20 protein-coding genes, 1 tRNA gene and 1 pseudogene are annotated in these 23,652 nt (G+C 51.1%); 7 read left to right on the forward strand and 15 right to left on the reverse strand.

The annotated features are described in order from the left end of the window. Nucleotides 1–4 precede the first annotated feature (4 nt). Nucleotides 5–910, reverse strand: a complete 906-nt coding sequence (locus BCM14_RS10900) for a polyprenyl synthetase family protein (RefSeq protein ID WP_106228069.1) — start codon at nt 908–910, stop codon at nt 5–7. Then, nucleotides 907–1,182, reverse strand: coding sequence for an exodeoxyribonuclease VII small subunit (locus BCM14_RS10905; protein WP_106228070.1), 276 nt, complete (start codon nt 1,180–1,182; stop codon nt 907–909). The genes BCM14_RS10900 and BCM14_RS10905 overlap by 4 nt, the downstream gene beginning before the upstream one ends. Nucleotides 1,183–1,355: 173 nt before the next feature. Here BCM14_RS10905 and BCM14_RS10910 point away from each other — a divergent pair, with 173 nt between their 5' ends. Next, nucleotides 1,356–2,501, forward strand: a complete 1,146-nt coding sequence (locus BCM14_RS10910) for an aromatic ring-hydroxylating oxygenase subunit alpha (protein WP_106228071.1) — start codon at nt 1,356–1,358, stop codon at nt 2,499–2,501. Next, nucleotides 2,498–3,385, forward strand: coding sequence for a protease HtpX (gene htpX / locus BCM14_RS10915; protein ID WP_106228072.1), 888 nt, complete (start codon nt 2,498–2,500; stop codon nt 3,383–3,385). The genes BCM14_RS10910 and htpX overlap by 4 nt, the downstream gene beginning before the upstream one ends. Here htpX and BCM14_RS10920 read toward each other — a convergent pair. Both BCM14_RS10920 and polA read right to left on the reverse strand, forming a co-directional pair. Then, nucleotides 3,382–4,158, reverse strand: a complete 777-nt coding sequence (locus tag BCM14_RS10920; protein WP_106228073.1) for a ZIP family metal transporter — start codon at nt 4,156–4,158, stop codon at nt 3,382–3,384. The two genes, htpX and BCM14_RS10920, sit on opposite strands and share 4 nt — an antisense overlap. Then, nucleotides 4,158–6,878 (reverse strand): DNA polymerase I, encoded by a 2,721-nt coding sequence (gene polA, locus BCM14_RS10925; protein WP_106228074.1) that lies wholly within the window; start codon nt 6,876–6,878, stop codon nt 4,158–4,160. The genes BCM14_RS10920 and polA overlap by 1 nt, the downstream gene beginning before the upstream one ends. On the opposite strand from polA, the gene BCM14_RS10930 reads away from it, so the two are divergent. Beyond that, nucleotides 6,877–7,533 carry an LOG family protein gene (locus BCM14_RS10930; RefSeq protein WP_259673560.1) on the forward strand — a complete coding sequence of 219 codons (657 nt, stop codon included), beginning with the start codon at nt 6,877–6,879 and terminating at the stop codon, nt 7,531–7,533. The two genes, polA and BCM14_RS10930, sit on opposite strands and share 2 nt — an antisense overlap. A 22-nt stretch (nt 7,534–7,555) precedes the next feature. Here BCM14_RS10930 and typA read toward each other — a convergent pair whose 3' ends face one another. The 8 genes and pseudogenes from typA to scpB all read right to left on the reverse strand — a co-directional run. Next, nucleotides 7,556–9,379: a translational GTPase TypA gene (gene typA, locus BCM14_RS10935; protein WP_106228075.1), complete on the reverse strand. Its 1,824-nt coding sequence runs from the start codon at nt 9,377–9,379 to the stop codon at nt 7,556–7,558. 9 nt (nt 9,380–9,388) lie between these two features. Next, nucleotides 9,389–10,144, reverse strand: a complete 756-nt coding sequence (truB, locus tag BCM14_RS10940) for a tRNA pseudouridine(55) synthase TruB (protein ID WP_106228076.1) — start codon at nt 10,142–10,144, stop codon at nt 9,389–9,391. Between the two features lie 30 nt (nt 10,145–10,174). Beyond that, complete coding sequence (rbfA, locus tag BCM14_RS10945) at nt 10,175–10,576, reverse strand: 30S ribosome-binding factor RbfA (RefSeq protein ID WP_106228077.1); 402 nt, start codon at nt 10,574–10,576, stop codon at nt 10,175–10,177. A gap of 8 nt (nt 10,577–10,584) precedes the next feature. Further along, nucleotides 10,585–13,611: a translation initiation factor IF-2 gene (gene infB / locus BCM14_RS10950; protein WP_106228078.1), complete on the reverse strand. Its 3,027-nt coding sequence runs from the start codon at nt 13,609–13,611 to the stop codon at nt 10,585–10,587. Nucleotides 13,612–13,678: 67 nt separating this feature from the next. Continuing rightward, nucleotides 13,679–15,151 (reverse strand): transcription termination factor NusA, encoded by a 1,473-nt coding sequence (gene nusA, locus BCM14_RS10955; RefSeq protein WP_106228079.1) that lies wholly within the window; start codon nt 15,149–15,151, stop codon nt 13,679–13,681. Continuing rightward, nucleotides 15,148–15,657: a ribosome maturation factor RimP gene (gene rimP / locus BCM14_RS10960; protein ID WP_106228285.1), complete on the reverse strand. Its 510-nt coding sequence runs from the start codon at nt 15,655–15,657 to the stop codon at nt 15,148–15,150. The genes nusA and rimP overlap by 4 nt, the downstream gene beginning before the upstream one ends. 144 nt (nt 15,658–15,801) lie before the next feature. Beyond that, nucleotides 15,802–17,556: a pseudouridine synthase gene (locus BCM14_RS10965; protein ID WP_106228080.1), complete on the reverse strand. Its 1,755-nt coding sequence runs from the start codon at nt 17,554–17,556 to the stop codon at nt 15,802–15,804. 107 nt (nt 17,557–17,663) lie between these two features. Continuing rightward, nucleotides 17,664–18,260: pseudogene (gene scpB / locus BCM14_RS10970) on the reverse strand (SMC-Scp complex subunit ScpB); the annotation flags it as partial. A gap of 75 nt (nt 18,261–18,335) precedes the next feature. On the opposite strand from scpB, the gene BCM14_RS10975 reads away from it, so the two are divergent. Then, nucleotides 18,336–18,412, forward strand: a tRNA-Met gene (locus BCM14_RS10975). 301 nt (nt 18,413–18,713) lie between these two features. Here BCM14_RS10975 and BCM14_RS10980 read toward each other — a convergent pair. Together BCM14_RS10980 and BCM14_RS10985 are read right to left on the reverse strand one after the other, a co-directional pair. Beyond that, nucleotides 18,714–19,202, reverse strand: a complete 489-nt coding sequence (locus tag BCM14_RS10980; protein ID WP_106228082.1) for a hypothetical protein — start codon at nt 19,200–19,202, stop codon at nt 18,714–18,716. 4 nt (nt 19,203–19,206) lie between these two features. Then, entirely contained in the window at nt 19,207–20,004 is a 798-nt protein-coding gene (locus BCM14_RS10985) for an enoyl-CoA hydratase/isomerase family protein (RefSeq protein WP_106228286.1), read from the reverse strand. Nucleotides 20,005–20,157: 153 nt separating this feature from the next. On the opposite strand from BCM14_RS10985, the gene BCM14_RS10990 reads away from it, so the two are divergent. After that, entirely contained in the window at nt 20,158–20,853 is a 696-nt protein-coding gene (locus BCM14_RS10990; protein WP_106228083.1) for a nitroreductase, read from the forward strand. Between the two features lie 87 nt (nt 20,854–20,940). After that, entirely contained in the window at nt 20,941–21,621 is a 681-nt protein-coding gene (locus BCM14_RS10995) for a TerC family protein (protein WP_106228084.1), read from the forward strand. On the opposite strand, the gene BCM14_RS11000 is transcribed toward BCM14_RS10995, so the two are convergent. Continuing rightward, nucleotides 21,604–22,275 carry a TerC family protein gene (locus BCM14_RS11000; protein WP_106228085.1) on the reverse strand — a complete coding sequence of 224 codons (672 nt, stop codon included), beginning with the start codon at nt 22,273–22,275 and terminating at the stop codon, nt 21,604–21,606. The two genes, BCM14_RS10995 and BCM14_RS11000, sit on opposite strands and share 18 nt — an antisense overlap. Before the next feature lie 185 nt (nt 22,276–22,460). On the opposite strand from BCM14_RS11000, the gene dinB reads away from it, so the two are divergent. Further along, complete coding sequence (dinB, locus tag BCM14_RS11005; protein WP_259673561.1) at nt 22,461–23,612, forward strand: DNA polymerase IV; 1,152 nt, start codon at nt 22,461–22,463, stop codon at nt 23,610–23,612. Nucleotides 23,613–23,652 lie beyond the last annotated feature (40 nt).

Below are 23,652 nucleotides of genomic sequence, written 5' to 3' on the forward strand. Positions count from 1 at the left end.
ATTTCTAATTTTTTCTTAATAAGATGTAATCAGCCATATTTATCAGCAACTTTGCATCATCGCCTAAAGGAGCAAGCGCTGACAGTGCCTGGCCATGCAAAGCGTCAGCCAGTTGCCGGGCCTCATTCAAACCCAGCAATGAAACATAGGTGGGCTTATTCGCCGCGGCGTCTTTACCTGGTGTTTTACCCAGCTGAGAAGAATCAGCTGTCACATCCAGAATATCGTCAACCACTTGAAATGCCAGACCCATCATTCGACCATAATCATTCAGACAGACCCACTGCTGAGCGTGAGCGTTCGCCACGATAGCACCAAGTGATACGCTCGCGGCCAACAAGGCACCTGTTTTCAGTGTGTGCATCAATTCGAGACGTTCACGACTCAGGGTCTTGCCAACACTATCTAAATCAATCGCCTGTCCGCCCGCCATCCCGTGACTGCCAGAGGCGATGGCCAGCGTTCTGACGGCCTGAACCACACGTGCCGGGTCTATTTTCATATCCGTCAACCACTTAAAAGCCAATGGTTGCATAGCGTCGCCCGCCAACAATGCGCTCGCTTCATCAAACGCGACGTGCACAGTCGGCTTGCCGCGCCTTAAGACATCGTCATCCATGCACGGCAAATCGTCATGGATCAACGAGTACGCATGAATCAGCTCGACTGAGCAAGCAGCCTGATCGAGGGCGGTCTGGTTCTGATCCCCAGCAGGTCCACACGCCCTCGCTGCAGCATATACCAGAGCGGCTCGAACGCGTTTGCCTCCGCCCAGCACCGAGTAACGCATAGCTTGGTGCAAACGCTCTGGCACCGCATCAGGCCTGGGCATCGCTTCGTCAAGTGCGGCTTCTACGCGGTCGACGTGCGAACGCAGCCAAGCATCAAATCCTTCTAACCCCGCCATCATGCTTTGTCTGCGTCATCCATCGGGCGCAGCAGGCCCGCTTCAAGCACTTTGACTTGCTGCTCAGCTTGCGTCAATCTTTCTTGGCATACTCTGGTTAGTTCTACCCCGCGTTTATAAGCACCTAAAGACTGCTCAAGCGAGAATGATCCTGACTCCATCTCGGACACCAGGCCCTCGAGCTCAGCTAGTGCGGTCTCAAAATCTTGAGGCAAAGGCAATTCTTGAGCGCCAACAACTTGAGACTGGGCAGAGGTTTTACTGACTGTCGCCACGCTGACTCCGGGTATCTAGATTAAATATTGACTGCGTAGTGGGGATTGTACGAGATGCGGCGCTAAGGTGCGTTAATGATATACTTGCACACTTTGATTATCGGCCTATCCGATTTTTCTTCGCGCCAGTCCGGGTTGCCCGTTCTGGCTTTTTTATCTTTGCGGGGGGAATCATGACCGACATTGGTCGGATGGCGCATTTGACGCCAGCGCGCACCCAATTACCGGTGAGCTCTTATTTTGATGCTGCACTGTTTTTGCGCGAGCAACAGAGCATTTTCCAACAGTCACCGATTTACGTCGGGCACGAGAAATCCGTTCCTGAGCCGGGTGATTGGCGCTGCCTGATCCAAGAAGACAATGGCAGAGTGCTGGTGCGTGGCGCTAACGGTATTGAATTGCTGTCAAATGTATGTCGTCATCGTCAAGCCTTGATGCTGGGGGGTAAGGCTGGCAATGTCTCAGGTCCTCAAAATACACATGGCAGTCTAAGTGGCAGCGGTGGCAACATTGTTTGCCCACTTCATCGCTGGACCTACGACAAACAAGGCCAGTTGCTCGGGGCTCCGCAATTCGACGACAAGCCTTGCCTCAACCTGCAAAGATTTCCGCTTCAAAATGTCCACGGTTTGCTCTTTGAAGGTTCGGGCAACGTCAATGCGGATCTCGGCCATCTGTTCAAGCGCCCAGAGTTTGCTTTCTCTGACTACGTACTCGATCATGTTGAAGTGCACCAATGCCATTACAACTGGAAGACTTTCATTGAGGTGTACTTAGAGGATTATCACGTCGCGCCGTTTCATCCTGGGCTCGGGCATTTTGTGACCTGCGATGACTTGTCCTGGGAGTTCAACAAGAACTACAGCCTTCAGCGTGTTGGCGTCCACCAAGCCTTGGCGCAACCCGGTTCGCCTGCTTACAAAGTCTGGCATGAAAAGCTGATGGATTTTCGCCGCGGCCAAGCCCCGGATTTCGGCGCTGTGTGGGTAACGTATTTTCCCACACACATGATCGAGTTGTATCCGCATGTGCTGGTGCTATCTACGCTTTATCCAAAGTCACCTCAAGAGACAGTTAACGTCGTGGAGTTTTACTATCCAGAGGAAATCGCTCTTTTCGAACGCGAATTCGTCGAAGCACAGCGCGAAGCATATTTTGAAACGGCGATTGAGGACGATGAAATCGCTGAGCGCATGGACGCCGGCAGACTGGCATTGATGCAACGTGGCGTATGCGAAGTTGGTCCTTATCAATCACCAATGGAAGATGGCATGCAGCACTTTCACGAATGGTATCGTCGGATGATGGGTGAAGTATGAAACGAGTTGTACTGTTCCTGTTAACGAACTTAGCAGTCATGTTAGTTTTGAATGTCACCCTCAGCATCCTAGGGGTGAATCGTTTTTTGACGGCACAAGGTTTGGATCTAACCTCATTGGTTATTTTTTCGGGCGTCATTGGTTTCGGCGGGGCGTTTATTTCATTGCTAATGAGTAAATGGCTGGCTAAGTCCAGCACCGGTTCTGTCGTGATCAACCCTCAGGCTCCGGCGGATGCACGTCAGGCCTGGTTAGTTGATACGGTCTATCAACTAGCAGATCGTGCCGCAATTGGCAGACCAGAAGTTGCCATTTATGAAGGCGAGCCGAATGCGTTTGCCACGGGAGCTTTCAAAAACGAGGCCTTAGTTGCCGTTTCAACTGGTCTACTTGAAAGTATGACTGAAGAGGAAGTCACCGCTGTGCTCGCGCACGAAGTGGCTCACATTGCCAACGGTGATATGGTGACCTTAACCTTGATTCAAGGGGTCGTGAATACCTTTGTGGTCTTCTTGTCTCGAGTGATAGGTTATTTTGTCGACCGCGTATTATTAAAGAACGAGCGCGGCATGGGGGTTGGTTTTTATGTCACGCAATTTGTCTGCGAATTAGCTTTTGGCATACTCGCAAGCATAATCGTCGCTTGGTTTTCCAGGCATCGCGAATACCGTGCCGATGCGGGATCTGCAAAGTTGTTAAGCTCTCGCGAGCCAATGCTTCGTGCCCTCGCCCGGTTGGCAAATATGCAAGCTGGTGAACTGCCGCAAAATTTTCAAGCGGCGGGTATTACCGGTGGCAAAAGTATTAGTTCGTTGCTCTCGTCGCACCCGCCATTGATCGCCCGGATCAGGGCATTGCAGGATCTGAGCCTGCCTTTGAACTAGTGCACGTCAACCAATACCGTCGATAAATACACGACGATCACCCCGATTGCTACCAATAACAATTGGGGTATCGCATCTTTTAGAGAACCTCGTGCGTGCATCTGCGGGATAAGATCAGCGATAGAAATATAAAGAAAGCTCGTTGCAGCCACGACCAGTATATAAGGCAGTGACGTTAACGCGTGTTCAAGCAACAGGTAACCAAACAGACCACCTAAGGCTGAACAGGCACTTGAAAACAAAATCAGCAGAAAAGCCCGCTGACGAGTCAAGCCAGCATTGGTTAGCACAACAAAATCACCCAGCTTATGAGGCACTTCGTGCAAAATAATAGAGGTGGCCGTGAGTACCCCTAGCGTCGGATCTGTCAAAAACGCAGCAGCAATCACAATACCGTCAACCAGATTGTGCAACGAACTTCCAATCAAAATCAGAACACCACCTTTACCGGCAACCGTTCGATCCATGCCGTGATGATGGTGGTGCCCATCGCCCTCGTGATGATGACTATGCCTGAGCAAAGCAATTTTTTCGAGTACAAAATAACCGACCACGGAGGCAAGCATCCAACTAAAAAGGAGGCGTGGGCTAATGCCTTCAGAAAAAGCTTCGGGCAGCAGATGCAATAACGCGACGGCTAACAAAACGCCAACTGAAACGCTAACCATGTGATGCAAGTATTTTGCAAAGACGCGGGTACTGAGCCAATAAGCGATACAGACCGCCACAACCCCGCCGATGAGGGTTGAAAGTAAAATTGAAAATAACGTCATCAGTGAGCCTGCTCCCAGTTTTGTCCTACCCCGACTTCAGCAACAAGCGGCACTCTCAGGGTAGCGACATCACACATCAACTTTGGTAGTTCTGTTTTCACAAGCTCTAGCTCGTCAAGCGGTGTATCTAAGACCAATTCGTCGTGAACCTGCATGATAATTTTAGTTCTAAGCTCTTTGACCTCCAGCCAATCTTGAACCGCGATCATCGCCATCTTGATCAGATCGGCTGACGTCCCTTGCATAGGCGCATTAATCGCAGCCCGCTCGGCACCTGCGCGCCTGGCCCCTGCTGCCTTGATATCAACTAGCCAGAGACGCCGTCCGAAGACAGTTTCGACAAACCCTTGCGCGTGCGCCTGGCTTCGGGTGTCAGCCATATATTGCGCAACACCTGGATAACGGGCGAAGTAGCGGTCAATATAGGCTTGAGCCGCGTCACGCGTAATGCCCAAATTGCTAGCCAGACCAAACGCACCCATGCCATAAATCAGACCAAAGTTAATCGCCTTGGCAGCACGCCTTTGTTCAGCCGACACGTCTTGCAAACTAACACCAAAAACTTCTGAAGCAGTCGCCTTATGGATATCTTCGCCTGCGGCAAACGCGCGCTGCAAGTTCGCGTCATTTGATACATGAGCCATCACGCGTAATTCGATTTGCGAATAATCTGCCGAGACGATCATTCCCTCTGTGGCGACAAAGGCCTGGCGTACCCTTCGCCCTGCCTCAGAACGCACCGGAATATTCTGCAAGTTGGGTTCAGACGACGCCAACCGTCCCGTGATGACCGCCGCCTGTGCGTAATGCGTATGCACTCTGCCGGTTTTCGCGTTGACCATCTTGGGCAACTTATCGGTGTAGGTAGACTTCAGTTTTGCTATACCTCGGTATTCAAGCAAGACTTGGGGCAAGGGATAGTCTTGCGCGAGTTTTGTCAGTACTTCTTCGTCCGTGGAGGGTACGCCTTGCGGAGTTTTGCGGACAATGGGCAATTGCATTTTGACAAAGAGGATCTCTCCCAGCTGCTTGGGCGAATTTAAATTAAAAGGTTGGCCCGCAAGCTCGTAAGCTTTTTTCTCCAGCGACAACATTTCTTGACCGAGTACATGGCTTTGACGACCCAGTTCGGTCGAGTCAATTTTGACACCCGTACACTCAATTTTGAATAAAACGTTAGACACTTTGATTTCAAGCTCATAGATAGCCAAGAGGCCAGCGTTTTCTCTGAGCTTGGGCTGTAGCAACTGATGTAGCCTCAAGGTGTAATCAACATCTTCACAGGCATACTGAGACGCACGTTCAATGTCGACCTCGTCAAAACCAATCTGGTGGGCGCCCTTGCCACACAGATCCTCAAACGATAAGCCTTTAACGCCCAACCAACGCTGAGCGAGATCAGCGAGACCAACGGTTTTATGGGATTCAAGTACGTAAGCCTGCAACATGGTGTCGTGTGCAATCCCTTGCAACACAATCCCTTCGTTGGTGAACACGTGAGCGTCATATTTGGCATGATGCAGCAATTTGGTTGGGGTCTTATCTTCCAGCCAGGGTTTCATTTTTTCAAGCACGTTTTCTCTAGATAATTGAACCCCTGCATCCTGACCGCTGTGGGCTAGCGGGATATAACACGCTTGCCCTGGAGCAACAGACAGCGATATGCCGACGAGCCTTGCTGTCATCGGATCGAGTGCAGTCGTTTCGGTGTCAATCGCGACGCAATCACTTTGCCTGATTAAGGCCAACCAACGATCAAAGCTATCCCAATCCGTGATGGTTTCGTAGGACTGAATCGCCGGTGCGGCTGGACGTTCGGTCTCAATAGCTTGTCTGACATCGAGAGCGGGTGTACGCTGAGGTTCGCCGGTGAGCTCTCGCAACCAAGTTCTGAATCCATAACGTTCATAGATCTCAAGCAACACGGCTTGATCATACGGTTTCGGTGTTAACTCAGCGATATTCTTCACCTCGTTCTGAATATCGCAATCGGTCTTGATGGTGATCAGTTCGCGGGTCAGCGCAAAGTTAGCAGCGGCATCGCGCAAATTCTGACCAGCTACACCCTTGATGGAGTCAGCCTGTTCAACCAAAGCTTCGATCGAGTCGAATTCTTGCAGCCATTTAACCGCGGTTTTAGGACCCACTTTTTGTACGCCCGGTACGTTGTCGACTGTATCGCCAACCAGCATCAAATAATCGACGATTCGGTTAGGTGGAACACCAAATTTAGCCAATACCCCTTGCGGATCGAGTTTCTCGTTGGACATGGTGTTCACCAAGGTCACATGACTGTTCACCAGTTGCGCTAGATCCTTGTCACCAGTAGAGATAACAGAGTGAACGTCTTGTTGAGTTGCCCAACAGGCCAGCGTGCCAATAATATCGTCTGCCTCAACGCCGGGCACGCTGAGCACAGTCCAGCCCATCGCCCGTACGGCTCTATGGATAGGCTCGATCTGCAACGCCAGATCCTCGGGCATTGAAGGACGATGTGCCTTATAGTCCGGGTAGATCTCGTCTCGAAAAGTCTTGCCTTTAGCATCAAAGACGCATACTGCATAATTTGCCTGATATTCTTCTATTAATTTGCGCATCATGTTGACGACGCCGTAGATGGCACCAGTGGGCTCACCCTTGGCGTTTCTCAGGTCGGGCATTGCATGGAAAGCGCGGTAGAGATAACTCGATCCATCCACCAGCAACAAGGTTTTTTTCATGGCTATTAATCAACAAGCGGTCGCGCCCGAAATTGAGCGATCAACCCAAATTATGTCAGAGATGGTGCGAGCTGCAGAAACGCTGACAAATTTGGGCTTGGCTGTCAGTGTATTCGGTAGCGCACGTATTAAGCCATCGTCGTCTTACTATGCCCAAAGTCAAGCCTTAGGTCGCAGGCTCGCCGAGGCTGGGCTTGCAGTAATTGCCGGTGGTGGTCCCGGGATCATGGAAGCCGCGAACAAAGGCGCCTTTGAAGCGGGTGGTCACAGTGTTGGTTTACACATCAAAGTCGCCCAGGAAGCTCAGGCTAATCAGTATTTATCCAGTCAACTGGATTTTGATCATTTTCTGTCGAGAAAATCGACGTTTTTTCAGTTTAGCGTCGCTTATATTGTGCTTCCCGGAGGCTTTGGTACTTTGGATGAGCTGTTTGAATGCTTGACGTTAGTACAAACGAGACGCATCGCACCGTGCCCCATTATTTTGGTGGGTAAAGCGTTCTGGGGAGGACTAGTTGACTGGCTACGCGATCAACTATTAGCCAATGGACTGGTCGATGCTTGTGACCCAGATCTATTTACCGTTGAGGATGATCTGGATGCTGTGATGGTTCAGATCAACCATCACATCCAGAAAAAAGGCCTTGAGGTTTAAGTCAAGGCCTTGATTGGTTAGCTTAAGAGCCGCTTGAACGAGACATCTTTTTACGCTCATGCTCAGCCAAGTAACGCTTACGCAAACGAATACTCTTAGGCGTGACTTCGACCAACTCGTCATCATCAATGAACTCGACGGCGTATTCGAGATTCAACTCAACAGGCGGCACCAAGCGCACCGCTTCATCAGTGCCAGAGGCACGAACGTTGGTCAGCTGCTTACCCTTGATCGGGTTAACAACCAAATCATTGTCACGACTGTGGATACCGATGATCATGCCTTCGTATACTGGATCACCATGTGACACAAACATACGACCACGATCTTGCAGCTTCCAGATGGCGTAAGCAACTGCCTCACCATCGTCCTGGCTGATCAACACGCCATTACGACGTTCGCCCAAGAGACCATCTCTGACCGGACCATAGGCATCAAAGGTGTGGCTCATCAGACCGTTACCACGTGTCATTGTCATGAAATCGCCGTGAAAGCCGATCAGACCTCGAGCAGGCACACGATATTCAAGGCGTGTACGACCGCGTCCATCGCTCACCATGTCGAGCAACTCAGCTTTACGACGACCAAGTTCTTCCATGACAGAACCTTGAGTATTGTCTTCTAAGTCGATACTCAGATTTTCGTACGGCTCAGTTTTGACACCGTCTTCTTCATGAAACACCACCCGTGGACGCGACACGGCCAGCTCATAGCCTTCGCGACGCATGGTTTCAACCAGAATAGTCAAGTGCAACTCGCCACGACCCGACACTTCAAACACGGTGTCATCATCTGTGTCACGAACGCGTAAAGCCATATTGGACTTTAACTCGCGATCAAGACGCTCGCGGATTTGACGGCTAGTGACGAACTTTCCTTCCCGCCCTGCAAGTGGGCTGGTGTTCACCATGAAATTCATGGTTAACGTCGGTTCATCGATCTTGAGCAAAGGCAAAGCGTCAGGCGAGTCTGGTGAACAGATAGTTGTACTGATACCAATATCTTCAATGCCGTTAACCAGCACGATGTCACCAGCAATTGCTTCGTCTACGATCTCTCGCTCCAAGCCTTTGAATTTTAGGACTTGATTGATCCGACCTTTAAAGGGCACACCGTCAGGACCATCCAGACAAACCACTTCCATGCCGGACTTGATGCGACCACGACGGATACGACCAATACCGATCTTACCAACGTATGTGCTGTAATCAATCGAGGAGATTTGCAACTGTAACGGGGCATTTGGATCATCATCGCGCATGGGCACATGCTGAAGAATTGCGTCGAACAAAGGACGCATATCACCGTCACGAACATCTTCATTCAAACCGGCGAAGCCGTTCAAACCCGAGGCGAATACAACCGGGAAGTCCAACTGTTCTTCGGTTGCGCCCAGTTTGTCAAATAGTTCAAACGTTGCGTTGATGACGAAGTCGCAGCGTGCACCCGGCCGATCCACTTTATTGACGACGACGATTGGCTTCAAACCGAGAGCCAGGGCTTTTTTGGTGACAAAACGCGTCTGAGGCATTGGGCCTTCAACCGCATCAACCAAAAGCAGAACGCCATCAACCATGGATAGCACACGCTCGACTTCTCCGCCGAAATCGGCGTGACCGGGGGTATCGACGATATTGATGTGGGTACCGTCATACTCAACGGCACAGTTTTTTGACAGAATGGTGATGCCACGCTCTTTTTCAAGATCGTTGGAATCCATCACCCGTTCGGTCATTTTTTCGTTCGAACGGAAGGTGCCCGACTGGCGGAGCAACTGGTCGACCAATGTGGTTTTGCCGTGGTCAACGTGGGCAATAATGGCAACGTTACGCAATGCGCGTGACATACATATCCTTTAAGTAGTAACTGCGTTCTTGGCCGAAGGCAACAAACCTTCGGGTAATTCATTCATGGGCAACAGTACCTTTTCAGGCTCTGACATGGTCTGCAAGGGTTCAAGTTCTATCGCTTGATCCAGCGAAAAGGGCCCAACACGAGTCCTTCTCAATGCAGATAAGTGGCCGAAACAACCCAACTTTCGGCCAATATCTTGTGCCAAGGTTCTGATGTATGTGCCTTTGGTGCAAGACACCTCAATCATCGCGTGCTTGGGGCCGAAAGATAACAGATCGACATGACGAATCGTAATCTCTCTTGGTTCACGCTCTAAAACAATACCTTGGCGGGCATATTCATACAACGGCTTACCATCACGCTTTAATGCAGAAATCATCGGAGGAATCTGCAATTGAGTCCCCACGAAAGTCTTGAGAACCTGTCGTAAATCGCTTTCAGACACCCCGTCAAACCCTTCACCCGCTTGCTCTAGCACAACACCAGTCAGATCACCCGAATCCGTTTCTTGACCGAACGCAAGAGTCGCCACATACGTTTTGTCAGCATTCAACATAGAGCCAGAGATCTTAGTCGCTTTACCTAAACAGCAAATCAACAGACCTGTTGCAAAAGGGTCAAGCGTACCCGTATGTCCTGCTTTCTGAGCATCAAGCGCTCGTTTCGCACGCTGTAAGGCATGATTACTCGATAAACCTACTGGCTTATCAAGTAATAAAACTCCGTCGAGCACGCGCCCACGTCGCTGCTTTGCCATCGTCAATATCCAGATTCAAGACGACAGCCCTTAAGGCTTGTCTTCAGGTTCGTCGGCTACACCAACGTAATGACCTGGCTCATTTGCCTGGTCGATGAGCTTAGACATTTCAATCCCGCGTTTCAACTGAGGATCATGGAAAAAACGCAAGGTCGGTACAGTGTGGATGTGCAGAAGTTTAAATAACTGAGAGTGAAGCCAACCTGCCTTTTCGTTCAACAAAGTCTCGGCCTGAGCAGGCTCTGCACCTAAGACCGTAAAATAAACTTTAGCGTGGGCATAATCTGCTGTCAGATCCACCGAAGAAAGTGTAATTAACCCTGCCCGAGACATATCAATTTCGCGTTGAATAATCAACGCCAGATCTTTTTGGATCTGATCTGCGAGCCTGATGTTTCGGCCCGGGATGGATTTCTGCTTGTGTCGGTTCATGGTGAGGCTTAAAGAGAACGCGCCACTTCCTTGATCTCAAAGATTTCAAGTTGATCACCGACCTGAAGATCATTGTTACCGCGCAAGGTTACGCCGCAATCAAACCCAGACTTGACTTCTCTGACATCGTCTTTGAAGCGACGCAAGGATTCCATCCAGCCTGTCCAGTGAACCACGTTATTGCGCAGCAAGCGTACTTGTGAATCGCGTCTGACCAGGCCATCTGTCACCATGCAACCTGCGACGGTTCCGATACGCGAAATCGTGTAGACCTCGCGAACCTCGACCATGCCGATCACTTCTTCGCGTTTTTCAGGCGCAAGCATGCCCGACATTGCTGCCTTCACTTCGTCGACTGCATCATAAATAATGTTGTAGTAACGAATATCAACACCATTGGATTCGGCCAGCTTTTTGCTGCTGGCGTCAGCACGCACGTTAAAACCAATAATTACCGCACCAGAAGCAATAGCCAGGTTCACATCGCTTTCAGACACACCACCAACAGCAGCATGCACAACTTGTACGCGAACCTCTTCGGTTGAGAGTTTGACCAGTGATTGGACCAGCGCCTCTTGAGAACCTTGCACGTCAGTTTTGACGATAAGCGACAGAGTTTGTGCGCCTTCTTTGATGTTCTCAAACATCGATTCTAGTTTTGCAGCCTGCTGACGAGCCAATTTAACGTCGCGGAACTTACCCTGGCGGAACAAGGCGATTTCGCGTGCTTTGCGTTCATCCACCAAAACCATGATCTCATCACCTGCGGAAGGAACTTCCGTCAGACCTTGAATTTCAACCGGGATAGACGGGCCGGCGGTTTGAATGGGTTTACCATTTTCGTCAAGCATCGCACGAACGCGCCCATAAGCAGAACCTGCAAGCACCACGTCACCACGGTTCAGCGTACCGCTTTGAACAAGAATGGTCGCGACTGGGCCACGGCCCTTATCGAGACGCGCTTCAATCACGAGTCCCTTTGCCGGGGCATGAACCGCTGCTTTCAACTCAAGCACTTCAGCTTGAAGCAGGACATTTTCTAAGAGCTCGTCAATGCCAATACCCGTTTTTGCGGAAACCGACACAAAGGGCACATCACCACCGTAGTCCTCAGGCACAACCTCTTCTACAACCAGTTCCTGTTTGACTCGATCCGGATTGGCTTCAGGCTTATCGATCTTGTTTACCGCAACAACCAGTGGTACACCGGCAGCCTTGGCATGATGAATAGCCTCTCGAGTTTGAGGCATCACCCCGTCATCTGCTGCCACAACCAGAATCACGATATCAGTCGCTTTGGCACCCCTGGCACGCATGGCTGTGAACGCTTCGTGCCCTGGTGTATCCAGGAATGTCACCATGCCACGCTCTGTTTCAACGTGATAGGCACCAATATGCTGTGTAATACCACCTGCTTCGCCTGAAGCGACTTTGGCCCGACGGATATAGTCCAGCAATGAAGTCTTACCGTGATCAACGTGTCCCATGACAGTTACCACCGGCGCGCGAGGCATCAGCTCGGCATCTTCGTGCGGGGTGTCATCCAGGAACGCTTCTGGATCATCCAGTTTTGCCGCGATCGCTTTATGGCCGAGCTCTTCGACTACGATCATCGCGGTCTCTTGATCGAGTACTTGGTTGATGGTTACCATCTGACCCAGAGACATGAGGTGCTTGATGACTTCGCCTGCTTTCACTGACATTTTGTGAGCCAGATCCGCAACGCTGATCGTCTCAGGCACATGAATTTCACGCGCGATGAATTCGACTGGGGCTGGTTCTTGGCGGTCCACTTGACTAGTATTGCCACGACCACCTTTCTTACCACTTGATTTGCTCTTACCACCAGCGCGCCAGCCGTCCCGACCAGGAGCCGAGGGTGCATCACGTTTCTCGGGCGGCTTCTTGCCCCGTGAATCGTCGGACCAGGTTGAAGAAACTTCTCCGGACTTAATGACCTTCTTACCAGCTGCGTCGCTTGGCTTTTTGTCACCCGGTTTAGCAGGTGTCGCAGCAGGTTTATGCAAAGTACCGGACAGTGCTGCCGCATCAGGCTCTGCTACTTTTGCTGGCTTGCGCGAGCGATTCAGCATGTCACGCAGCGCAGCGGCTTCTGCTTCTGAGGCGCGCCGAGCTTCATCACGCACTGCCTCTGTTGCTACTTTTGGCGCTGGTGGCGCAACACCGCGGCCGCGAGTCGGCTTAATTGATTTAGGTGCTTCGTCCGCAGAGGACGTGGTGGTTGCAACGACCTCAGACTCGACGCCTGAGGACGTGGCATCCACGGTCTTAGCAAGAATCGCTTGTTTACCCGTCTCAGCAACAACTGGCTCAGTTACCCACTTTTCTAACGGTGCGTCGACGATAAACCCAGTCGATGACTGATCTTCAGCGTCAGTTAGTGGCGCAGCGGTCGTATCGGGGGCTGCAATGGTGACTATCGGCTCGATAACTGGAGTTAACTCGACTGGGGCGGCCTCAACAGCAGCCAAGGCTGGCGGAGCGACGTCGGGTTGTGCAGCGCTGACAACTGGCTCCACGACCAGTTGCTCAGCGGCAGCAAGCGGCTGAGTAATTTGCTTGTCCTCAGCCAAAGACTGTGCGGCATCGGCTTGACCATCTTGAGTTTCTGGAGTCGTCAAAGGTACTGGTAAGTCACCGGCATGGGACGCTGGTGCTTCAATTTGCGACACATCGTTATCTTTGCCTGGTGTTGCGGCCACATCAGCTGTTTCAGCCGCATCGCGCTTGACGAAAACACGCTTTTTACGTACTTCGACTTGAATGGTACGGGACTTACCCGTTGCATCGGCTTGTCGGATTTCGGACGTCTGCCGACGCATAAGAGTAATTTTTTTGCCGTCAGTCGCACCATGAGACTTACGCAGGGATTCAAGCAACCTAGTCTTATCCGAATCGGTGACCTTATCATCCACAGAGCCGAGATCGACGCCAGCTGAACGCAGCTGCTCAAGCAGCACATTAGCGGGCATTTTCAACTCAGTGGCGAACTGGGCAACTGTAATACTGGACATTAGACTCTCTCTTCCCATTTACTGCATGACTGCATAAACTTAAATAATCACTCAGTACAACCGTGTTCTATTCGAACCAGTGTGCACGTGCCGCAATAATAAAATCACTGGCCGATTTCTCATCTAAGCCCGTTAATTCAGATAACTCATCAGTGGCCAGTTCGGCCAAGTCATCTCGAGTATGGATGCTGCCTTTCGCCAGTAACGCGGCCAGCTCAGGAGTCATCCCCTCGAGACTGAGCAAATCCTGAGCCGTTTCGACACGCTCTTCTTGCGCAATGGCTTCGGTCAACAAAGCATTGCGTGCTCGGGTCCGCAATTCATTAATTGTGTCTTCATCGAAAGACTCAATCTCGAGCAATTCTTGCATTGGCACGTAAGCGATTTCTTCAAGACCGGTAAATCCTTCATCGATCAAGATATCGGCAACCTCTTCGTCCACATCCAGCCGGGTCATAAACGTCGAACGCAAATTAGCCCGTTCGACCTCTTGCCGATTTTGGCTTTCTTCAGGCGTCATAATGTTAATTTGCCAGCCAGTCAACTCGGACGCCAGACGGACGTTTTGACCTTTTGAGCCAATTGCCTTGGGTAGATTTTCTTCGTCAACCACCACATCCATGGCGTGACGATCTTCGTCGACCACAATCGACTCAACGTTGGCTGGTGCCAGCGCACCAATCACGAATTGAGCTGGATCCTCAGACCACAACACAATATCGACTTGTTCGCCACCGAGTTCGTTACGAACTGCAGTGACACGCGAACCACGCATACCAACACAAGTGCCAATCGGATCAATGCGCTTATCGTAAGCAACCACAGCAATTTTTGCACGCACACCAGGATCACGGGCGGCACCCTTGATCTCAAGCAAGCCCTGCTCGATCTCAGGCACTTCGTTTTCAAATAGTTGTTTGATAAATTCTGGCGCATTTCGCGACAAAATCACTTGCTGACCTCGTGCAGTCCGATCAACCTTAAAGACCCAGGCGCGCACTCGGTCGCCAACGCGCAAGTTTTCTTTCGGGATCATTTCGCTGCGAGGCAAACGAGCTTCGATTTTGCCTGTTTCGACGATGGCATCGCCCTTGTCCATCCGCTTGATGGATCCGGAAATAATCAACTCGTTTCTGTCAAGAAAATCTGTCAGGACCTGTTCACGCTCTGCATCGCGAATTCTTTGCAAGATTGCTTGCTTGGCAGCTTGTGCACCTATCCGACCAAATTCGATTGGCTCAAGCGGCTCTTCGATGTACTCACCGACTTCGATATCAGACACAACATCAAGCGCATCTGAGAGCATCTCTTCGCGATCAGGAGCCTGAAGACCAGCTTCATCGGGGACCACCAGCCAGCGTCGGAAGCCCTCATGATCGCCACTAAGGCGATCAACCGAGACGCGGATATCTGCGTCTTCTTTGAAACGTTTTTTCATGGCCGAGGCCAATGCCCCTTCCAGTGCATCAAAGACCACATCGCGCGTCACGTTTTTCTCGCGCGCTAAGGCATCAACCAACAGAAGAATTTCGCGACTCATCGCTTTTTACCCTTGAAATCCAAAACCGGATCCAGCTTAGCGCGCTCAACGTCAGAAAACTTGAACACGACTCGCCGGACTTCGCCTTTTTTTGCTTCAAAATCGACGCCAAACTCGAGATCGGTTTGCCCGGCCTCAGTTTTGGCACCTACCTCACTTGCGTCAACGGCTGTCAACACAAGCAAACCAGAAAAAACCTTTTGATTGTCCACTGCTTCACGCAGCTTTACCTCAATCCTTTCGCCGACGAATCGCTGAAAGTCTGCGTGCGTGCGCAACGGCCTGTCCACCCCGGGCGATCCAACCTCAAGGCGGCGATAATCGATATTTTCGACCTCGTAGACACGCGACAAGTGTTTTGATACCTGCTCGCAATCTTCGATACGCACGCCTTCAACTCGGTCTATGGTGATACGCAATAGACCAAGTGCCGCCCGCTCGACGTCAACAAGTTCGACATCCATCGATGCAAGGGCCTGCTGAGATAAACTAAATAGATCCGCCATCGACTCAAAAAAAAAGGGCTGAAAACAGCCCGATTGCAAAAAACAAATAAAAACCGAAGCGATTAAAGCTTCAAGCTCATTATCTTAGCATATTTCCCAGCAAAAAATCTTGCCAGACCAATAAGTTACAGAAGCAAGCTCGGCTTACCGACCCCCGCGCGGCTTACTAAAACCGAGGCGTGACTCATGCGCCGAAGCGCCACTTGGCTGCCAATCGTCGCCTTTCGGCGCCGACCGGGGCGCACCCGCTCTCGGACCTGTTGGGCCGCGACGCGGACCGGCTTTTGGCCCGTTCGCATTCGGCCCTTTTGCGGCCCTGGGTGGACGCCCATCCCCGCCAGCTGGCCTACCGGTGGGCTGTTGATTCGGTTGCTTATCAATACCAGCAAGTCCAGGCTGACCACCGCCAGGTTTACGCGGCTTGTGCGAAGGTCTTGGTTTGCGTGCGCCCGGTGGATTGCCGGAGGCAGCTGCCCCGTTACCCGCAGCACCCGCAGCAGCTGGGCCTCTGTTGCTTCGACCGCCGGCGCGTCCTTGTGGATGACCATTGGCATAGCCACCACCCACAGTAAGCGCAGCAGACGCAAACTCGCCACCTCGTGAAAAGCCACTAGGCTTGTCGCGTCCACCAGAAATCTTGCCGCGGCGACCCAGTTTGGCCCCGTTCATACCGTTTTGCTCCATCGTGCCGAATCCCGGAGGCAAGGCACTATCGTGGGAGGCTGGCTGCCGAGGGCCACGCGAACGACCATCTCCGTCACCTTCCTCGCGCAACAGGCCCACCTGTACCATCAACGCTGTGACGAATTTTGGATCGAGCTCTTCCCAACGACCACGACGTAAGGTTGTTGGCAAGACAATGTCACCAAAGCGGGTTCTGATCAAGCGGCTAACCGTTAATCCAACGGATTCAAACATACGTCTCACTTCACGGTTGCGCCCTTCGTTCAAGGTGACGCGATACCAGCGATTGCTCCCCTCGCCCCCGAGAAACTCAACCATACCAAAGCTCGCAAGACCATCCTCAAGCGTCACGCCTTCCAGCAGTGCCTGACGTTGTTCAGGCCCCAACTCGCCCAACACGCGGACCGCATACTCCCTTTCATTGCCATAACGTGGATGTAACAGGCGATTCGAAAGATCGCCTGAGGTCGTGAGGATCAGAAGACCTTCAGTGTTTAAGTCGAGACGTCCAATGGAAAGCCATTTACCCACTTTCATCTTTGGCAAACGCGAAAAAACGTTAGCACGGCCACCTGGATCGTCATGGCTGACAATTTCGCCGGCAGGTTTGTGATAAAGAATGACGCGTGGTGGCTTGCGTTGATTCGTTCGAGTCACTGGCTTGCCGTTCACACGAACTTGATCGTTCGGGCCGACGCGCTGACCAATATGCGCTGGCTCGCTATTGACTGAAACCCGACCTGCCACGATCAGTTCTTCCATTTCGCGGCGAGAACCTATCCCTGCGTCAGCCAAAACTTTATGAAGCTTAGGCATGAGTACGTCGCTGTTCAGGTATTTACCCAAACGCTGCTCGATTCGTTCTGCGCTACTTAAATAAGACAGGGCTTCTGTTGCTTCTTGCTCGCCGACAACAGGATCAATCTGCTCGGGGGAGGTATCTATGGCAATAAAGGTCTGATCCTCTGTCTGATCGTCGGCAACAAATCCCGCGCCTTGTTCCGTGGGCACCGGCTCTGAGTGATCAGCCGAATTTGTCGCTTGTGCGTCTTGGGCATCAACATCAGGCCGACGGCGACGAAATGGCGTTCTTAATTTTCTGGCCCGAGGCTTAGCTGCGCGCGCCGCTTCGGGGGGCGCTGCTGAGTCAGGTGCCGCCGAAAGCTCAGCAGTCTGCTCGGATGTTTCATTACTGTTATTGTTTGTGTTCGTCACTTGGACTCCGGATTAACCTGACCAAATTGGTCGTCGGTCGCAAAAATAATTGGTTCTGCTGGCGAGTCAGCGGCATCTGTATGTGTGCCGGTGATAACCAACTCTGTTTCGTCTTGTTTAATATTCGCCGCTGCCATGTCAGCAGCAGGTTCGCCTTCTATGTTCAGCGAACCCAGTGCCTCACCAATCTCAAGGGATCCCAGTGCAGGCAATTCATCCAACGCACGCAATCCCAAGTCATCGAGAAACTGCCGAGTCGTACCCAGCAATCCGGGCCGCCCAGGACCATCCCGGTGCCCTATCACCTCAACCCAACCTCTTTCTTCGAGCGTTTTGATGATCTGGGACGAGACTGTAACACCTCGGATGTCTTCGATGTCGCCTCGAGTCACTGGTTGACGCCAGGCAATAATGGCGAGAGTTTCCATCACAGCCCGTGAATATTTTGGTGCTCGCTCAATACTAAGACGCTGTAAATAAACTTGCATGCTCTCCCGGCTTTGAAAGCGCCAGCCGCTCGCAAGCTCAACGAGTACCATGCCGCGATCATTCCAGGAAATTTGCAGTGACTCTAAAACTTCTCTGACTTCATGGTCAGCCAATGATTCATCATCGAACAGTTTTTTTAACTCTGACATCGGCATTGGTGCACTTGCGCACAACAGCGCAGCTTCCAGTACCAGCAAGGCTTTGGGGTCATTCATCAGGTTCTTCTTTCCTTTTTAGCGCGACGTCCATTTGCGAAGACACGCTAGATAAGCTATACTCTTTTTCTCAGACGCGGGGTGGAGCAGTCTGGCAGCTCGTCGGGCTCATAACCCGAAGGTCGTAGGTTCAAATCCTGCCCCCGCAACCAAAATACAACTTCTGGTCGATCGCAAAATCTGCGCTCGGCCAGTTTTGTTTTCAGGGCTTGAACTTTGAGGACTTAAAAGTCAAATCAACAGATTCAAGTCAAAAAATTCGAGTCAGCACTCAAAAACAATTTGGCTAGATCAATCAGATTGGGCGTTGTTTCTGTATCGCCTGACCAGCACGCAAGACTGGTACAAGTGCGCGTTTCATTGCAGTGACTTGTGTAAATATGGCAATTTAGAAACGCGAGACCCTAGCGTTAAGCACAAAAACTAAATAACGGTAAGGGATCAACAACACACTTAGTGTAACGTATGAAGCAGCATCTCTTCAACACCCTGCATAGAACTAGGGTCAGTTAATGACTCTGCCAGTGCCGCACCAGCGGATGCCACCCGAACATCTAAGGTGCCAGCATAACGATACCGTTGTCCCAAAAATGGGGTGTGCTTGAGAGTAAATTTAATGTTTTCGGGGTCAGCCTGCCCGGACAGGACGACCACACCAGCAAGCTTGCGACTTTTATTTGCTAATGCTTGAAAAAATATACGCCGCAAATGATCGCCCAGGGCACTGTTTAAACCACAACACAGGCAAGACCCATCGCTGTTTGAACTTACTAACCGGGGCACGTACAAATAACGATCTCCCCCAGCCAAGGAGCAAAATTCTAATATATCGCTAATGATAATGATTTGATTGAGGCTCGCTTGCCGCTGGAGATTGCTCAGGACCGTTGCGCATGCGCTTTCGTCCAGCAACACCAACGCGATGGGAATCCGGCTGGGCATCTGGTTAATCTTGTGATTTGGCAGGCCACTGAAACATGGGTGGTTCTTTAGACAAGAAACGAGCGACTGCCTGTGCGTGCCAATCACTCGTGCGTGCGATTCCTTGAGCAGCAGCTTCAATATCAATCATTGCGTCCAGCGAAGTATTCAAGGACACGTTTAAGGCGCGCTTCATCAAGCCAAGCGAGGACGGTGAAGCTGAAGCGAAACATTGTGCAATCTGTTTCGCACGATCTAATGCCCCATCAATGGCTGTAATTTCGGTCACGATACCCAAGTGATGAGCCTCTTCAGGACCGAGCTCGCGACCAGAGAAACAAAGTTCTTTGGCACGTTGAATGCCTACAATCCGCGGCAAGGTATAAAAAGCAGCACAGTCTGGGACCAGCCCAAGTCGAACAAACGACATACAAAAGCGGCTACCCGGCTCAGCAAGGACCATATCGGCAGTTAAGGCGAGACTAAAGCCTGCGCCAAATGCCGGGCCTCGCACAGCGGCGATCACGGGAACTTCGAGCCTAAGAATGGTTTCAATCCAGGACAAATAATTAAAGCGCATTCTGTCTCGACCCGTTTCAGAGTTACCGGCAGCAGACATCATGTTGCTAATATCGCCACCGGCACAAAACGCACCGCCCGCGCCAGTAATCACCAGCGCGCGCAAATCTCGTTGCTGGGCGAGATCCGCCAATAATATTTGAAGCTCTGTCGCCATCACTTGATCGATTGCGTTCTTGCGCGCTGGCCTGTTCAGCGTCAAAACGCCTACGCCATTGTCGAACTCGTATTGAATCGCTTGCATTGCGTGCTCCTGATTGAACAAAACAACGAGGGTAAAAGACTGTCGAAGGAGCATAGCAGACGCAACCGAACACTGCTCGGTGCAGATATTTACCATCACATCGAGGGGTGCAGTGTGGTAGATTTTTGAAACTTATCACCCAGACTACACGCCATGATCAAAAACACAGAACAAGAAATCGTCGATCGCGCGATCACCTCTAGACATTCAATGCGCGCCTTTCTGCCCACGACAGTGGCGCGAGAGGACATTGAGTTAATGCTCGAGGTAGCGGCCCGAGCACCCTCTGGCTCGAACACACAACCATGGAAAGCCTACGTGCTGACCGGGAATATCAAACAGCGGTTATCAAGCGAAATTTTAGTGACGCTGGCAGATCCTGCTAAAGCGGACGAGATCACCGAAGAGTACCGCTACTATCCCCATAACTGGGTCTCACCGTACATTGATCGCAGGCGCAAAGTGGGCTTCGGCCTTTACAATTTGCTGGGACTGGGTCGAGATGACAAGGCGGCTATGCAAGCGCAGCATGAACGCAACTTTATATTTTTTGACGCGCCGGTTGGAATTATTTTCACGATCGATCGCACGATGAATACAGGCTCTTGGTTGGATTTTGGTTGTTTCTTGCAAAGCTTCATGGTTGCCGCGCGCGGCCGAGGTTTAGACACCTGTGCACAAGCAGCATTCAATCGATTTCATCAAACGATTCGGCGAGTGACAGGAATCCCTGAAACCGAAGTTATTATGTGCGGTCTTGCACTGGGCTACGCGGACATGTCTAAAATCGAGAACAGTCTGATTAGCGAGCGCGAACCTGTTTCTGAGTTTGCGAAATTTCTCGAATAGTTGCCATCGAATCAGTACCAAACCTGTTGACGACTTATGCAATACACACCAAATCCTTAGTTACCTATCCTCACAAGGCGCACGACGATGACTAGTATTTCTCTCTCTCTGACCGATTTTTGGATTCCGCTCCTTCAGATCATCGGTGTCAATATCGTTTTATCTGGCGATAACGCGGTTGTCATTGCGATGGCAGCTCGTTCGCTGGCTCCCGATCAACAGAAAAAAGCGATTTTCTGGGGATCCGGCGCAGCAATTGTGATGCGCATACTGTTAACGATTTTCGCAGTCAAATTACTCGTGTTGCCTTACCTAAAGCTCGTAGGGGCTGCTCTGTTGCTATGGATCGGTTATTCGTTATTAGCAGGCGGAGATGATGAAGAAATTGACAGTAGTGACCACCTCTTGACTGCCATCAAAACCATCCTGCTTGCAGATCTGGTGATGAGTCTCGACAATGTAATTGGCGTTGCCGCAGCGGCGAAAGGAAGCACGTTTTTACTTGTTGCCGGGCTTGCAATCAGCATCCCACTGGTCATTTTCGGTGCCTCAATGCTGTTAAAAGTAATGGAAAGATTCCCCCTCATCATTACAGTGGGTGGCGGACTACTTGGATGGATTGCAGGTGACATGGCAGTCAATGACCCGGCCATTAAAGACTGGGTGGACACGACCGTGCCGCACTTGCACGAGGCGGCGCCCGTGCTCGGCGTACTCATCGTTCTGGTTACTGGAAAATTTTTAAGTAAATCATCCCCTGCGGAGTGATCGCAAGCAACGTGCAAATAACCAGACCAGTGCAGCAAAACCAACTTCGATAAACTTGGACCAGTCATTTAATGGCTGGATCCAAGTTTCGATTAAAGGTTCATCAACAATCATGCTTGCTGCTGTCCATGCCAGTACGACCGCACCAAGATCGATCACGGCTGGATGACGCTCAATCAGTTTTAGGACGAGACCACTGCACCAGACGACGATTGGGATGCTGATAACCAGTCCCAGCCCGACCAGTAAAAAACTGCCATGAGAGGCGCCAGCCACGCCGAGCACGTTATCCACACCCATGACGGCGTCGGCAATAACGATGGTCCTCATTGCCGCCCAGAAACCAACTGATTGATCTTGAGCATGTTCATGACTGTCGTCTTGTGTCATCAGTTTGACTGCAATCCAGACGAGTATCAGGCCACCGGCGAGCATGACCCCTGGCACCTTTAGTAACCAAACGACCCCTACCGTCATGACGCTACGAACCACAATAGCGCCAACTGTTCCCCAAAAAATAGCCTTGCGCTGTTGCGCTTTGGGCAGATTTCTCGCGGCCAGAGCGATGACCAACGCATTATCGCCAGCCAACACCAGGTCGATCAAAATAATCGCACCCAGAGCGCTGAAAAACTCAATCGACCACAAATCCATGTAAACCTCAGTTAGCTATCTAATCAATTCATGCGCGCGCAATAAAAACCTTTTGGCTACGCAATCACGCAACAGGCCTGACGTACTACTTTAAAGCGAATACATAGATAAAGCGATTCATGTTGCAATACGCAACACTTTATCCAACAATGTAAGACTTCTTACAACCGCGTAGGCTCTGACCCTTGGTGCGTCGCATTGCTCACCTCGATATGGACGCTTTTTTTGCGTCCGTCGAATTACTGACTTACCCAGATCTAAAGGGCCGGCCGGTTGTCGTTGGGGGACGAAACGCTTCTCGCCCGACTATGGGACAAGACGGCGGCTGGCTCTATCCCAAACTCAAAAATTACGCTGGCCGCGGCGTGGTCACGACCTCAACTTACGAGGCCAGGGCCTTGGGTGTGTTTTCAGGCATGGGGTTAATGAAGTCGGCTGAGTTAGCCCCGGAGGCAGTCTTACTGCCCGGTAACTATGAAGCGTATCGGCATTACTCACGGTTATTTAAATCAGCGGTTGCCAGCGTTGCGCCCATCATCGAAGATCGGGGTATTGATGAAATCTACATTGATCTCACCGATCTGCTCCAAGATTCGATTGAAATCGCAACACAGATCAAATTAGCGGTGCGGGAAGCGACAGGTCTGAGTTGCTCAATTGGAATAACTCCAAACAAGCTTTTATCCAAAATCGCCTCCGATCTCGACAAACCCGATGGCATTACCATACTGAGTCAAACAGATCTTGAAGCGAAAATATGGCCCTTGGCTGCAAAAAAAATAAACGGAATTGGCCCCAAGGCGACTGAAAAGCTGAAGAATCTGGAGATTCACACCATAGGTGAACTCGCCAGGACAGAGGTCGCCCTTCTCATTGAGCATTTTGGGCAATCGACTGGCTTATGGATGAATCGAGCCGCTCACGGCCTGGATGACAGACCTGTTGTCACAGAGTCGGAACCCAGATCGATCAGCCGCGAAACGACCTTTGTCCGTGACTTGCATGTCAAAACGGACCGCAATGAACTGTCTGAGATATTTACCTCTCTGTGCACCAAATTAAGCGAAGATCTACGCAGGAAAGCCTACGCAAGCAAAACGCTGGGAGTAAAACTTAAGTATGCAGACTTTCGTGTCGTCACTCGAGACATCAGTGTGCCGCACGCCTTGTTCGAGGCGGCAGACATTCGCCGGACTGCACAGGAATGCCTCAAGAGAGTCCCGCTGGAACAAAAGATTCGCCTCATTGGCGTCAAAGCAAGCAATCTCATCCCAATCGAGGATCTGAGCCAGGCGGAACCCGCACTTCAAGCAGACTTACCTTTCGATTTCGAATAACGAAACCCGAGGCATAGCATTTTTGGTTATATGGATAGAC

Source organism: Jezberella montanilacus, assembly GCF_003003055.1.
GTDB lineage: Bacteria > Pseudomonadota > Gammaproteobacteria > Burkholderiales > Burkholderiaceae_B > Zwartia > Zwartia montanilacus.

Bases quoted from the DNA above. Each gene is read 5' to 3' on its own strand.
- BCM14_RS10930 (WP_259673560.1), top strand. From the start codon at position 6,877: ATGGCTATTAATCAACAAGCGGTCGCGCCCGAAATTGAGCGATCAACC.
- nusA (WP_106228079.1), bottom strand. From the start codon at position 15,151: ATGAGTCGCGAAATTCTTCTGTTGGTTGATGCCTTAGCGCGCGAGAAA.
- BCM14_RS10910 (WP_106228071.1), top strand. From the start codon at position 1,356: ATGACCGACATTGGTCGGATGGCGCATTTGACGCCAGCGCGCACCCAA.
- rimP (WP_106228285.1), bottom strand. From the start codon at position 15,657: ATGGCGGATCTATTTAGTTTATCTCAGCAGGCCCTTGCATCGATGGAT.
- BCM14_RS10980 (WP_106228082.1), bottom strand. From the start codon at position 19,202: ATGCCCAGCCGGATTCCCATCGCGTTGGTGTTGCTGGACGAAAGCGCA.
- BCM14_RS10990 (WP_106228083.1), top strand. From the start codon at position 20,158: ATGATCAAAAACACAGAACAAGAAATCGTCGATCGCGCGATCACCTCT.
- infB (WP_106228078.1), bottom strand. From the start codon at position 13,611: ATGTCCAGTATTACAGTTGCCCAGTTCGCCACTGAGTTGAAAATGCCC.
- htpX (WP_106228072.1), top strand. From the start codon at position 2,498: ATGAAACGAGTTGTACTGTTCCTGTTAACGAACTTAGCAGTCATGTTA.
- BCM14_RS10920 (WP_106228073.1), bottom strand. From the start codon at position 4,158: ATGACGTTATTTTCAATTTTACTTTCAACCCTCATCGGCGGGGTTGTG.
- BCM14_RS10985 (WP_106228286.1), bottom strand. From the start codon at position 20,004: ATGCAAGCGATTCAATACGAGTTCGACAATGGCGTAGGCGTTTTGACG.
- rbfA (WP_106228077.1), bottom strand. From the start codon at position 10,576: ATGAACCGACACAAGCAGAAATCCATCCCGGGCCGAAACATCAGGCTC.
- polA (WP_106228074.1), bottom strand. From the start codon at position 6,878: ATGAAAAAAACCTTGTTGCTGGTGGATGGATCGAGTTATCTCTACCGC.
- truB (WP_106228076.1), bottom strand. From the start codon at position 10,144: ATGGCAAAGCAGCGACGTGGGCGCGTGCTCGACGGAGTTTTATTACTT.
- BCM14_RS10900 (WP_106228069.1), bottom strand. From the start codon at position 910: ATGATGGCGGGGTTAGAAGGATTTGATGCTTGGCTGCGTTCGCACGTC.
- typA (WP_106228075.1), bottom strand. From the start codon at position 9,379: ATGTCACGCGCATTGCGTAACGTTGCCATTATTGCCCACGTTGACCAC.
- BCM14_RS11000 (WP_106228085.1), bottom strand. From the start codon at position 22,275: ATGGATTTGTGGTCGATTGAGTTTTTCAGCGCTCTGGGTGCGATTATT.
- BCM14_RS10995 (WP_106228084.1), top strand. From the start codon at position 20,941: ATGACTAGTATTTCTCTCTCTCTGACCGATTTTTGGATTCCGCTCCTT.